The organism is Streptomyces lusitanus, from assembly GCF_042647945.1.
GTDB lineage: Bacteria > Actinomycetota > Actinomycetes > Streptomycetales > Streptomycetaceae > Streptomyces > Streptomyces pseudogriseolus.
In genome coordinates, this window is the sequence record NZ_JBHRWL010000015.1 from 173,099 (window position 1) to 185,884 (window position 12,786).

Annotated in this window: 10 protein-coding genes; 3 read left to right on the forward strand and 7 right to left on the reverse strand. The window is 75.4% G+C overall.

All coding sequences use genetic code 11. The annotated features are described in order from the left end of the window. The first annotated feature begins 47 nt into the window (after positions 1-47). Entirely contained in the window at positions 48-1,442 is a 1,395-nt protein-coding gene (locus ACFOSY_RS21575) for an MFS transporter (protein WP_394309368.1), read from the forward strand. 79 nt (positions 1,443-1,521) lie between these two features. Here ACFOSY_RS21575 and ACFOSY_RS21580 read toward each other — a convergent pair whose 3' ends face one another. The 4 genes from ACFOSY_RS21580 to lnt all read right to left on the reverse strand — a co-directional run bounded on the left by ACFOSY_RS21580 (position 1,522) and on the right by lnt (position 6,628). Next, positions 1,522-3,516 (reverse strand): helix-turn-helix domain-containing protein, encoded by a 1,995-nt coding sequence (locus ACFOSY_RS21580; protein WP_394309370.1) that lies wholly within the window; start codon positions 3,514-3,516, stop codon positions 1,522-1,524. An 89-nt stretch (positions 3,517-3,605) separates the two neighbouring features. After that, positions 3,606-4,406 (reverse strand): 3-hydroxybutyrate dehydrogenase, encoded by an 801-nt coding sequence (locus ACFOSY_RS21585; RefSeq protein WP_394309372.1) that lies wholly within the window; start codon positions 4,404-4,406, stop codon positions 3,606-3,608. Positions 4,407-4,461: 55 nt separating this feature from the next. Beyond that, positions 4,462-4,962 (reverse strand): NUDIX hydrolase, encoded by a 501-nt coding sequence (locus tag ACFOSY_RS21590; RefSeq protein WP_394309374.1) that lies wholly within the window; start codon positions 4,960-4,962, stop codon positions 4,462-4,464. Between the two features lie 55 nt (positions 4,963-5,017). Continuing rightward, positions 5,018-6,628: an apolipoprotein N-acyltransferase gene (gene lnt, locus ACFOSY_RS21595; protein WP_394309376.1), complete on the reverse strand. Its 1,611-nt coding sequence runs from the start codon at positions 6,626-6,628 to the stop codon at positions 5,018-5,020. A gap of 323 nt (positions 6,629-6,951) precedes the next feature. Here lnt and ACFOSY_RS21600 point away from each other — a divergent pair, with 323 nt between their 5' ends. Continuing rightward, on the forward strand, positions 6,952-7,947 hold the full coding sequence (locus tag ACFOSY_RS21600) for an O-antigen ligase family protein (protein WP_394309865.1): 996 nt from the start codon (positions 6,952-6,954) through the stop codon (positions 7,945-7,947). A gap of 809 nt (positions 7,948-8,756) precedes the next feature. Here ACFOSY_RS21600 and ACFOSY_RS21605 read toward each other — a convergent pair. Together ACFOSY_RS21605 and ACFOSY_RS21610 are read right to left on the reverse strand one after the other, a co-directional pair. After that, a complete protein-coding gene (locus tag ACFOSY_RS21605) occupies positions 8,757-9,308 on the reverse strand; it encodes a hypothetical protein (RefSeq protein WP_394309378.1) in 552 nt (183 codons plus the stop codon). A 49-nt stretch (positions 9,309-9,357) separates the two neighbouring features. Then, positions 9,358-10,152 (reverse strand): glutamate racemase, encoded by a 795-nt coding sequence (locus ACFOSY_RS21610; RefSeq protein ID WP_394309380.1) that lies wholly within the window; start codon positions 10,150-10,152, stop codon positions 9,358-9,360. A 16-nt stretch (positions 10,153-10,168) separates the two neighbouring features. Here ACFOSY_RS21610 and ACFOSY_RS21615 point away from each other — a divergent pair, with 16 nt between their 5' ends. Further along, a complete protein-coding gene (locus tag ACFOSY_RS21615) occupies positions 10,169-11,386 on the forward strand; it encodes a glycosyltransferase (protein ID WP_394309382.1) in 1,218 nt (405 codons plus the stop codon). 83 nt (positions 11,387-11,469) lie between these two features. Here ACFOSY_RS21615 and ACFOSY_RS21620 read toward each other — a convergent pair whose 3' ends face one another. Next, complete coding sequence (locus ACFOSY_RS21620) at positions 11,470-12,744, reverse strand: TerD family protein (RefSeq protein WP_394309867.1); 1,275 nt, start codon at positions 12,742-12,744, stop codon at positions 11,470-11,472. Positions 12,745-12,786: the final 42 nt, after the last annotated feature.

Consider the following 12,786-nt stretch of genomic DNA (forward strand, 5'->3'; position numbering starts at 1 on the left):
GGTGTGGCGACACGCAACCGTCCCCGCAACGCCAGGAAGTGGTGCCGATGTCGTCGCCCTCTGCCGCCCCACCAGCACCGAACAACCTCAAGCGCATCGTCGCCGCGTCCCTCATCGGCACCACCATCGAGTGGTACGACTTCTTCCTCTACGGGTCGGCGGCCGCGCTGGTCTTCAACGAGCTGTTCTTCCCGGAGTCCGATCCGCTGGTCGGCACGCTGCTGTCGTTCCTGACGTACGCCGTCGGGTTCGCCGCGCGGCCGATCGGCGCGCTGGTGTTCGGGCACTACGGGGACCGGCTCGGGCGCAAGAAGCTGCTGGTGCTGAGCCTGCTGATGATGGGCGGGGCGACCTTCGCCATCGGTCTGCTGCCCACGCACGCCACCGTCGGCAGCATGGCGCCGGTCCTGCTGACCGTGCTGCGGCTGGTGCAGGGCTTCGCGCTCGGCGGCGAATGGGGCGGCGCGGTGCTGCTGGTGTCCGAGCACGGTGACGCGCGGCGGCGCGGGTTCTGGGCGTCGTGGCCGCAGACCGGCGCGCCGGCCGGGCAGTTGCTGGCGACCGGCGTGCTGGCGCTGCTGACCGCCGTGCTGTCGGAGTCGGCGTTCGGCGCCTGGGGCTGGCGGATCCCGTTCCTGCTGTCCGGCGTGCTGGTGATCGTCGGGCTGTGGATCCGGCTCTCCGTCGACGAGTCGCCGGTGTTCCAGCAGGCGCTGAAGCGTGCCGAGGCGCGCAAGGCGGACGCCCCCGCCGAGCGCCTGCCGCTCGTCGCGGTGCTCACGCACCACTGGCGTGACGTGCTGGTCGCGATGGGCGCGCGCATGGCGGAGAACATCAGTTACTACGTGATCACCGCGTTCATCCTGGTGTACGCCACCACCTCGGCCGGGGTGTCCAAGCAGACCGCTCTCAACGCCGTGCTCATCGCCTCCGCGCTGCACTTCGCCGTGATCCCCGCCTGGGGCGCCCTGTCCGACCGGTGGGGCCGGCGGCCCGTGTATCTCATCGGCGCGGTCGGCGTGGGGCTGTGGATGTTCCCCTTCTTCGCGCTCATCGACACCGGCGGCTTCGGCGCCCTGCTGCTCGCGGTCACCGTGGGTCTCGTGATGCACGGGGCGATGTACGCGCCGCAGGCCGCCTTCTTCTCCGAGATGTTCGCGACCCGCATGCGCTACTCCGGCGCCTCGATCGGCGCCCAGTTCGCCTCGGTCGCGGCCGGCGCCCCCGCCCCGCTGATCGCCACCGCGCTGCTGTCGGACTACGGCACCTCCACCCCGATCTCGCTGTACGTCATCGCCGCGAGCCTGCTCACGGTCGTCGCGATCCTGGCGGCCAAGGAGACCCGGCACCGGGATCTCGCGGACGTGTCCCCGGAAGCGGAGGACGTCGTGCCCGCCCCTGTCAGGGCAGAGGCAGCCGCCAAGGACGCGCGCGCCCTCTGATCCCGCAGCCGGTCCCCCGAGCCGCTGTTCCGGCCCCCGCGTCCGCCCCGGCGGCGCGGGGGCCGGCGCCCTGCGCGGGTCAGGGCTGTGCGGGCGGCGGGGGTGTGACGCCGGACAGGCGGTGCAGCCGCAGGGCGAGCTGTATCTCCAGGGCACGCTGCGGGCTCTGCCAGTCGTCGCCGAGGAGCCGGCCGACACGGTCGAGGCGCTGCGCCACCGTGTTGACGTGGACGTGCAGGTCGTCCTTGGTGCGGGCCGGGCTCATGCCGCACGCGAAGTAGGCGTCCAGCGTGCGCAGCAGCTCCGTGCCGCGCCGCTCGTCGTACGCCACGACCCGGCCGATCGTGCGGTCGACGAAGCCGGCGATGTCCCGCTCCCCGGCGAGCAGCAGGCCGAGGAACCCGAAGTCCTCGGCGGCGGAGCCGTCGCCCGCGCGGCCGAGCAGCCGCAGGGTGTCGAGGCAGCGCCGGGCCTCCGCGTACGCCGAGGCGACCGTGTCCGGGCGGGCGAGGAGCGGCCCGACCGGGGCGGAGGCGCCGACCGTGACCGGTTCGTGGACGGCGGTGCCCAGCTCGCGGGCGGTGCGGCGGGCCAGGCCGGTGGCGGTGTCGCCGGGGGCGAGCGGCAGCAGCAGGACCGTGCCCCCGTCGCGGGCGGCCGCGAGGCCGTGCCGGGTCGCGGCGAGGTGGGAGGCCGCGGCCCACAGGCGCCGGCGGGCGTCGGCCTCGTGGTCGGCGTCGGCGGCGCCGCCCTCCAGGCGGGCGGCGAGCACGGCGTGCGTGGCGTCGAGGTCGGCGCGCAGCCGGGTGGCGCGGTCGCGCAGCAGACGGGGGTCGCGGTCGCGGGCGTCGAGCAGGTCGTCGAGCAGTTCGCCGCGCACCCGCTGCTCGGCCTCGGCGGCGGAGCGGCGGGCCAGGAGCAGCAGCGAGGTGACCATGGCGGCGCGCTCGAGGGTGCGCTGGTCGACGGGGTCGAGACCCGGGTGGCCGCGGAGCACGAGCGCGCCGAGCAGTTCGTCCCCGGCGGCGACGGCGGCGATCCAGTCGTCCCCGTGCCGCACGGCGTGGCCCTCGGCGCGGGAGGACTCCAGGGCGCGGGCGGGCGCCGCCGGGGCCTCGGTGAACTCGACGGTGCCGTCCAGCACCTCGGAGACGGCGGCGGCCACGTCGTGCACCCCGCCGCCGCGCAGGACCAGCTCGGCGAGCCGGTCGTGGACGTCGGAGGCGCGCTCGATGACGGCGCTGCGGTCCTGGATGATCTCGTTGGCCCGCTCCAGGCCGCTCAGGGCCGCGCGGGTCTCGGCGAGCAGGTTGGCGGTGTCGATGGCGGCCGCGGCGAGCGCCGCGAAGGAGCCGAGCAGGGCGATCTGCTCCCGCTCGAACACCCGGGTGCGCCGGTCGGCGGCGAACAGCACCCCGATGACATGGTCTCCGAGCGTCAGGGGCACCCCGACGATGGCGACCAGCCCCTCGTCGCGCACGCCGGTGTCGATGGTGTGCGTGTGCTGGAAGCGGTCGTCGCGGAAGTAGTCGTCGGTGACGTAGGGCCGGGCGGTCTGGGCGACGAGACCGCCGAGGCCTTCGCCCATGCCGAGGCGCAGCTGCTGGAAGCGGGCCGCCACCGAGCCCTCGGTGACCCGCATGTAGGTGTCGCCCCGCTCCGGGTCGTTGAGGCTGAGGTAGGCGACGTCGGTGCCGAGCAGGGAGCGGGCGCGCTGCACGATGGCGCGCAGCACGGCGTCCAGGTCGCGCAGTCCTGCCAGGTCGTGGGCGGTCTCGAACAGGGCGGACAGCTCGGCCTCCCGGCGGCGGCGCCCCTCCATCTCGGAGCGCACGCGCAGGGCGAGCAGCTTGGCGCGCTCCAGGGCCGCGATCCGCTCGGCGGGGCGGCCCTCGGCGCGGGCGAGCAGAACCGGCTGCTCGTAGGCCTCGGCGGGGGCGCCGCGGGCGAGCAGCTCCAGGAACGGCGCCTCGGCGCCGTCGGCGGCGGGCCGGCCGGCGTCGGGGCGGGTCCCGCCCGGCGCGCCGGCGGCGGAGGCGGACCGTTCGGCGGGCTGAAGGTGATCGCGGGGCATGAGTGTCAGGATTCCTCATCCGGCGGCCACCCCGTCAGCCCTGTGGAAAACTCCGGCGGCCGACGGCCGGCCGCGGTCGGTGGCGGGTGTCAGTGCGCGGTCCAGCCGCCGTCCATGACCAGCGAGGCGCCGGTGACGAACGACGCCTGCGGGCCGCACAGGTAGGCCACCGCCTGGGCGACCTCCTCCGGTTCGATCAGGCGCTTGACCGCGCTGTCCTGCAGCAGCACCTCGGACACGACGCGTTCCTCGGGGATGCCGTGGGCGCGGGCCTGGTCGGCGATCTGCTTCTCGACCAGTGCGGTGCGCACATAGCCGGGGTTCACACAGTTCGAGGTGACTCCGCGATGCGCGCCCTCCAGGGCGGTGGTCTTGGACAGCCCTTCCAGGCCGTGTTTGGCGGCCACGTACGCGGACTTGTAGGCCGAGGCGCGCAGACCGTGCACGGAGGAGATGTTGACGACGCGGCCCCAGCCCTGCCCGTACATGTGCGGGAGGGCGCCCCGGATGAGCCGGAAGGGGGCCTCCAGCATCACGGTGAGGACCGTGTGGAAGACGTCCGGCGGGAACTCCTCGATGGGCCGTACCAGCTGGAGTCCGGCGTTGTTGACCAGGACGTCCGTCCCGGTGGCCGCGGACTCGGCGGCGTCCAGGTCGGTGAGGTCCAGGACGTGCGGCTCGACGGCGCCGCCGAGGTCCGCGGCCGCCGCGGCGAGCGCCTCAAGACCCGCGGCGTCCCGGTCGACGGCTCTGACCTTGGCGCCGGCGGCCGCGAGCCGCAGCGCGCAGGCGCGGCCGATGCCGCCGGCGGCGCCGGTGACGAGCGCGGTGCGGCCGCCGAGGTCGAGAGGGGTGTCGTGGGGGGCCGGGAGGGCACGGGGCGCGGTCATGGGGTCGACCCTAGGCAGCACGCCCCGGTCGACCCATGTGGTCGCGCCCTACAGTTCAGCTGTTTTCAGTGGGGTCGAGCCATGTGGGTGCGGGCTCGAACCAGGTGGGTGCGTCGGAGAGGGCCTGCTTGATGCGGAAGCTCGCGAAGTCGTGCAGCTCGGGCAGCGCGTCCACCGCGAACCAGGCGACGTCCAGCGACTCGTCGTCGTTGACCCGCGCCTCGCCGCCGACGGCACGGCAGCGGAAGGTGATGTCCATGAACTGGCAGATGTCGCCGTTGCCGTACGTCACCGGCTCCAGTGCCTGCACCAGCACCACCCGCTCCACCGCGCAGCGCACGGCGGTCTCCTCCTCGACCTCCCGCACCGCGCAGTCCGCGGGCTGCTCCCCCGGGTCGGGGATGCCTCCGATCACCGACCACCTGCGGGTGTCCGCCCGGCGGTTGAGCAGCACACGGCCCTCGTCGTCGAAGACGAGGGCCGTGACGCCGGGCAGCCACAGCAGCTGATGGCCGGCCGAGGCGCGCAGGGTGCGGATGAAGTCTGGAGTAGCCATGCCCCGACCCTAACGGGCGCCCGGGGGCGCATCCGTGCGCGTCGGGAGCGTTCACCTACTGGTCGCCGGTGCGCCGGGCGCGTACCCGAGCGGCCACGCCCCAGCCGAGACCGCACGAGGCGAGGAGGACGAGGACGGCCTCCGGGAGGGTGCCGAGGCGGGTGGCCGGGGTCCGCGAGGTGCGCAGCGGCACCTCCTGCACCAGGGTGTCGGCGACGAACATCCCGGTCTTCTGCGTGATCCTGCCGTCCGGCATGATCACGGCGCTGACGCCGCTGGTGACCGGCACGGTGACGGCGCGGCTGTGCTCGACGGCGCGGACCCGGGACATGGCGAGCTGCTGGTAGGTCATCTCGCTGCGGCCGAAGGTGGCGTTGTTGCTGGGCACGGAGATCATCCGGGCGCCGTCGGTGACGGTGTCGCGCACGGCCCAGTCGAAGGCGGCCTCGTAGCAGGTGACCAGGCCGACGGCGGCGCCGTCCCGGTCGAACACGCCCGGCTCCGAGCCGCGGCTGAAGTCCTGGCGGACCATCGAGGTCCACTCGTCGTTGATCGCGCCGACCAGGGAGCGCAGCGGGAGGTACTCGCCGAACGGCTGGATCTGCCGCTTGTCGTAGACGTCGACGGGGCCCTTGACCGGGTCCCAGAGGACCTGCTCGTTCAGCAGCTTCCCGTCCCGGGTCACCACCGCGCCGACCGAGATGGGCGCGCCGACGGCCTTCGCGGCGCCGTCGATCACCTCGCGCGCGTCCTCGTTGGCGAACGGGTCGATGTCGGAGGAGTTCTCCGGCCACAGCACGATGTCCGGGCGCTCGGCGCGCCCGGCGGCGACCTCGGCGGCCAGCCGCCGCGTCTCGCGCGCGTGGTAGTCGAGGACGGCCCGCCGCTGGGAGTTGAAGCCGAGGCCGAGGCGGGGCACGTTGCCCTGGACGACCGCGACGGTCACCGTGCCGCTCTCGGCCTTGTCACTGACCAGGGCGCGCGAGGCGAACGCCCCGGCTACCGGCACGGCGACGCTCAGCACGCCGACGACCGCGGCGGCCCGCCGCAGGTTCCCGGTGCCCCGCGCCTGCACGGCGAGCCGCACCACCTCGTACAGACCGAAGCCGCACAGCACCACGGCGAAGCCGAGCACCGGGGTGCCGCCGAGCGCGGCGAGCGGCAGGAACACGCCGTCCGCCTGGCCGAAGGCGACCTTGCCCCAGGGGAAGCCGCTGAACGGCACGCGCGCGCGTGCCGCCTCACCGGCGATCCACAGCGCCGCCGCCCACACCGGCCACCCGGGCAGCCGTGACACCAGGGTGATCCCCGCGCCGACCAGCGCGACGTACACCGCCTCGATCGCCACGAGCGCGAGCCACGGTCCCGGACCGACCTCCACGCCGGTCCACACCAGCAGCGGCAGCAGGAAGCCGAGGCCGAAGAGGTAGCCGAGGCCCAGGCCCGCCTTCCAGCTCCGGCCGCGCAGCACCCAGGCGAAGGCGGCGAAGGCGGGCAGGGCGAGCCACCACAGGGTGCGCGGCGGGAAGCTGACGTAGAGGAGGAGGCCCGCGAGCGCGGCGGCGCCGGCCGGGAGGAGGCGCGCGCGCCACTTCTCCCAGGCCGAGGGCATGGTCTGCGGCGGCGGGGGTTCCGACGCGTCGACGAGAGGTGCGGTGACGGTCACCCGGGGGAGTTTACGGCGCGTGCCGGGGGGCCGGACAGCACGGTCGTACGGCGCCGGCTCGGCGGGCCGGTGCGCCCTCCCGGCGCCGGTCACCGTTTCCGCGTGAGTCGTCACCAGGCGTCCCCAAACGGGCCACCAGCCGTTACCGTGTGCCGGTGCCTTGTCCGCGCGGCCCGACGGGGGGTCCGGGGGCGAGGACCGTCACATGGCTCGGGGGCACGACGTGGGCGGGGTGCGGGGTGGGTTCCACAGGTTCGACGGACAGGGCGTCCGCCAGTGGTGACGCGGACGGCGAGAGACGGACGGGACCGGACGCGGCCGGGGTGGTGGTGCTGGGCGCGTGCGCGGCCTGGCCCCTGATCACCGCGGCGGCCCGTGACGGCCGGCCGGAGGGGATGCTGCTCGCGGTGCTGGCCGTGGCGGCCGGGTACGCGGCCGGCCGCATCGGCGGGGCGCTGCTGCCGGTGGCCGCGCCCTGCGCGGGTGCGCTGGCCGGGATCGCCCTCACCGCGTGGGTCCCCCATCTGGCACCCGGTCCGCAGATCACGGCCCCGCTCGGGCACGCCGGGGCGACGACCGCCATGGTGATCCTGTCGGCGGGGGCCGCCTGCTGCGCGGCCTGGGCGGCCTCCGTCCCGGCGGTCCGGACGGCGCTGCGGCTGGTGGCGGCGGGCATCGCGGTGACGGCGGCGGTGCTGGGCTCGGTCACGGGGTGCGTGGCCGGGGCGGCGGTGCTGGCGGGCTCGCTGGCCGTCGGCCGGGTACGGCGCCGGGGCGCGGCCCTCGCCGGGATGGGGCTGGCCGTCGCCGGGGCGGCCGGACTGACCTGGGCCGTCGCCGGGAACGCGGTGCCGGAAGGTTTCGCCGCCTCGCTGGAGGGGCGGCTCACCCCGCACCGGGTGGCGCTGTGGCACGACGCGCTCGAGTTGGCCCGCATGCACGCGGGCCTGGGCGTGGGCCCGGGACGCTTCGGCGAGCTGAGCCCGGCGTCCCTCGCGTCGCCGCAGTCCGACGGCAAGCCGCACTCCGCTCCGCTCCAGCTCGCGGCGGAACAGGGGATCGCCGGAGTACTACTGCTGGCGGCGGCGTTCGGCTGGCTGCTGTACGCGCTGTGGCGCAGCCCGCGCCCGACGCCGCTGGTACTCACGGCGGCGGTCGCCCTCACCGCCCTCGCGGCGGTCGCCACGGTGGGCAACGCCCTCAGCTTCACCGCGGTGGCGGTCGGCACGGGTTTCCTCGCCGGCCTGGCCACGTCCCGCCCCTACACCCTGGACACGACCCGCCGCACGGGGGAGGTACGGGGCGGGGCGGTCCGGTGAGGACGCCGGGGTTGGATCACCTCACGGTGGCGGGGGCGAGGGGGCCCGGTCCGCCCGGTGCGGCGAGCCCGAACTTGCGCCCGCCCCTGGGGGGGGCGCGACCGGGCGTCCCGCGCGCGGGTAGTTGCGTGCCTCGGTACCAGCGCGAGGGCTGGGACAGCGGCACCGGCCAGGGTGCGCGGGGAATGGCCCGCCCGGCCTGCCGGGCCCAGCTTGAGCCGCCCCCGATCAGCTCGGCCAGGCGCCCCGCACGCAGGCAGCTACGCACCAGCGCGAGAGCCGAGGACAGCGGCGTCAGCCTCCGAGGTATGCCGGGACCGAACCGACCCCATCTGGCGGACCCGAACTCGCACCCGCCCTCGGCCGACTCCGCCGGGCATCCCGCATAGGTAGCTACGTAGCAGCGCGACAGCCGAGGCTAGCGGCGCCGGCACAGGTGCGCGGGAACTGGACCGCCCGATCCGGCGGGCCCAAACTTGCGCCCGCCCCCGGTCGGCTCGACCGGGCATCCCGCGCACGGGCGGCTACGTACCAGCGCGACAGCGGACGACAGCCCCACCGCCGCACCGCGCCGGACGCCGCGTCACCGGCCGACCCGCCCGGCACCTCGGACCACCGGCTGGCCCGGCGTGCCGGCCGACCCGCCCTGTACCTCGGGCCACCGGCTGACCCGGCGCACGCCCAGCCGTCACGGCCGAGCGGTCGCGGGGTTCGTTGACGACGGGCGCGAGCCAGGTCGCCTGACTCGCTTCCCGGTGGGAAAGGCGCCTACCCGTCCGCCCGCCGCCGGAGGCGACCCGCGGGTCGCCTCACAGCTTCGCGTCCGGCCTTCCCAGCCGGAGGCGGTCGCGGATGACGCGGACCGCCGCCTCCGCGTCGTCCACCGTCACGGTGAACGTGTGGCCGTCCGCGAGCCTGAGAATCACGCCCTCGCCGCGGCGGACGACGACCGCCGTGCCCTTCTCGGGGCGCCAGCGGTAGCCCCAGCCGCCCCAGTGGCGGGGTGTGACGTGCGGGGCGAATTCGGCGCCGGCGACGTGGGAGAGGGGGATGCGGCGGCGCGGCACGCCGATGTGGCCGCAGCGCACCTCGAGATGGTCCTCGTCGACCCGCAGCGCGACGTGCACGAAGGCGAGGGTGCCGAACAGCACCAGGAGTCCGGCCGCGATGCAGCCGACGACGGCCATGGCGAGGGGTGCGCCCCCGGACGTCCACGCGGAGTCGACGGCGAGGCCGATGCCGAGCGCCATGCAGGCGGCGCCGATCAGCGCCAGCAGCCACTGGAAGCGGGCGGTGGCGCGACCGGTCCAGACCTCGGAGTACGGGCCGTGCTCGCCTGAGCGTGAGCGGTGGTCCCTCATGCCTCGAGGTTACTCAGGATCCGCTCCGCCGGTACCGCGTCGCGGGGCGTTACTGAGCCGTCCGGGCGGGGACGGCCGTCTGGAGCAGCGCGCCCTCCGGATAGGTGAGGGCGGCGTCGGGCAGCGCGCCGGGGCGTCCGCTGAGCAGCACGGTGAGCGTGCCCGTCGCGGAGGCGTCGGGGGCGGGCTGCTCGCCGAGCCGCCGCAGGGCCTGGGCGGCCACCGCGCCGGCGGAGCCGTGCAGGGCGAGCGGCTGCGGGCCGGGGCGCTGCACGGCGGCGCGGATACGGTCGGCGACCAGCTCGTAGTGGGTGCAGCCGAGGACGACGGTGGTCACGTCGTCCGGGGTGAGCTCGGCGGCCGCGGCGACCGCCTCGTCGATCGCCGCGTCGTCCGCGCGCTCCACGGCCTCGGCCAGTCCCCAGCAGGGCACCTCGGTGACGGTGACGTCCGCGGCGAACCGCTTGATCAGGTCGCGCTGGTAGGGGCTGCCCGTGGTGGCGGGGGTGGCCCAGATGGCGAGCGGGCCGCCGCCGGCCGCGGCCGGCTTGATGGCGGGGACGGTGCCGACGACCGGCAGGTCGGGCTCGTGGCGGGCGCGCAGCGCGGTGAGGGCGTGCACGGTCGCGGTGTTGCAGCCGACGATCAGGGCGTCGGGCCGGTGCACGGCGGCCGCCTCGGCGACGGCCAGGGCGCGCCGGGTGAGGTCGGCGGGCGTCCTCGGTCCCCACGGCATGCCGTCGGGGTCGAGGGAGAGCACCAGATCGGCGTCGGGGCGCAGTCGCCGTACCGCGGCGGTGGCCGCCAGCAGTCCGATTCCGGAGTCCATGAGCGCGATCTTCACCCGGCCACGATAGACGATGAGCCGTGGCGGGGCCGTGCCGTGGGGCAGACTGCGGGACGTGAGCGCCGTCGTGTGGAGTGCCGCCGTGTCCCTCGCCGCCTGGCTGTGGCTGCTGCTGTTCCAGGGGTGGTTCTGGCGCACGGACGTGCGGCTTCCGGCGTCGCGCGACCCGGACGCGTGGCCGGACGTGTGCGTGGTGGTGCCCGCGCGGGACGAGGCGGCGGTGCTGCCCGCGAGCCTGCCGTCCCTGCTCGCCCAGGACTATCCGGGCCGGGCGGAGGTCGTCCTGGTCGACGACGGCAGCACGGACGGCACCGGGGACCTGGCCCGGGAGCTGGCGCGGCGGCAGGGCGGTCTCCCGCTCACGGTCGTCTCGCCGGGCGAACCGCCGGCCGGGTGGACGGGCAAGCTGTGGGCGGTGCGGCACGGCATGGAGCTGGCCCGCGCGCGGGACCCCGAGTACCTGCTGCTGACGGACGCGGACATCGCGCACGCCCCGGACAGTCTGCGGCGGCTGGTGGCGGCTGCCCGGACCGGCGGCTTCGACCTCGTGTCGCAGATGGCGCGGCTGCGGGTGGAGAGCCTGTGGGAGCGGCTGGTCGTGCCGGCGTTCGTGTACTTCTTCGCGCAGCTCTATCCGTTCCGCCGGATCTCCCGGCCGGGGTCGCGGACGGCCGCCGCGGCCGGCGGCTGTGTGCTGCTGCGCGCCGACGCCGCCGCGCGGGCGCGGATCCCGGACGCCGTGCGGCACGCCGTGATCGACGACGTGGCCGTGGCCCGCGCGGTCGGCCGGAGCGGCGGGCGGATCTGGCTGGGTCTCGCCGACGGCGTGGACAGCGTGCGCCCCTATCCGCGGCTGCGTGACCTGTGGCGCATGGTGTCGCGCAGCGCGTACGCGCAGCTGCGGCACAGCCCGCTGCTGCTGGCGGGGACGGTCGCCGGCCTGACGCTGGTGTACCTGGTGCCGCCGGTGGCGGTAGCCGTGGGCGCGGCGGCGGGGAACGCGCCGTGCGCGCTGCTGGGCGGGGCGGCGTGGCTGGTGATGGCGGGGACGTACGTCCCGATGCTGCGGTACTACCGGCAGCCGCTGTGGCTCGCGCCGCTGCTGCCGGTGACCGCGTTCCTGTACCTGCTGATGACGGTGGACTCGGCGGTGCAGCACCGGCGCGGGCGCGGCGCCGCCTGGAAGGGCCGCACCTACGCCCGCCCGGAGACCGCCGCCGAGGAGGGCTGACGGACGGAGGGCCGACGAACGGAGGGGCCGACCGGCGGAGCCCCGACGGGCCGAGGACCGACGCACCGAGGGCCGACGGGCCGTCACTTGCGGCCGGGCGTCCAGTTCATGCCCCAGCCGTAGGCGTAGTCGACGGTGCGCTGCGGGCTGACGCCGCGTTCCGGGACGAGGTAGCGGGCCTCGCGCTGGACGACCAGGTCGCCCCCGTTGTTGGTGATGAGCGCGAGCGCGCACACCGTGGAGGGGACGGTGCACTCGTCCAGGGAGAAGTCGATGGGCGCCCCGTGCTGCGGGCGGAGGGTGACCGTGGCGTGCAGGTCGGCGAAGGAGCGGGCGCCCTCGTAGATGGTGACGAAGACGAGGATGCGCCGGAACTGGTTCTTGTGGTCGAGGTTGACGGTGAGGTTCTCGCCGCTCGCCGAGGCGCCGGTGCGGTCGTCGCCGTCGAGGTGGATGAACGGCGGCTGGTGCAGCGAGCCGAAGGCGTTGCCGAGGGCCTGGACGACGCCCTTCCTGCCGTCGGCGAGCTCCCACAGGGCGCACAGGTCGAGGTCGAGGTCGGCGTGCATGGCGACCGGGCGGCCCAGCTTGGCGGCCCAGCCGGAGAACTGTTTGCGCACCTCCCAGTTGAGGTTGACGTGCAGGGAGCCCGAGGTGCCGCCCTGCTTGGTCAGCGACACGGAGGGCGCCGCCTTGGTGAGCGTCACCTTGGTGAGCTGGACGGGCGCCGGGGGCGCGACGGGCCGGGGCGGCGGGGGCGGCACCGTGACCGGGGGCGCGACCGGCGGGGCCGGGGGTGCGACGGGAGCGGGCGGAGCGGCGGGCGGTGCGGCGTGCTGGGGTTCGTCCACGGTGATGCCGTAGTCGGTGGCGAGTCCCTCGAGGCCGCTGCTGTAGCCCTGTCCGACGGCGCGGAACTTCCAGGCGCCCTGGCGGCGGTAGAACTCGCCGAGCACGAAGGCCGTCTCGGTGGTGGCGCCGGTGCTGTCGAAGCGGGCGGCCACGGCGCCGTTCGCCGCGTCCTTCACCTCGATGGAGAGGCCGGGGACCTGTCCGAAGGTGCCGCCGTCGCTGGAGGCGGCCAGGATGACGGTCTCGATGCCGGGCTCGACGCGCGTGAGGTCGACCAGCAGGGTGTCGGTCACCCGGCCGCCGTCCTGCCGCTTGCCCTCGTGGCGTACGGCGCCGGAGGCGTGGGCGGGCTGGTTGTAGAAGACGAAGTCGGCGTCGGAGCGGACCTTGCCGCCGGCCAGCAGCAGCGCCGAGGCGTCCGCGTCGGGCACCCCGGGGCCGGAGCGCCAGCCCACGTCCACCCGCAGTGCCGTGGCCGGCACCGGCGTGTTCGATCCCTTCGGCATGGACATGTCCCGCCCCCATCACAGGTCGCCGCGCCGGGCGAG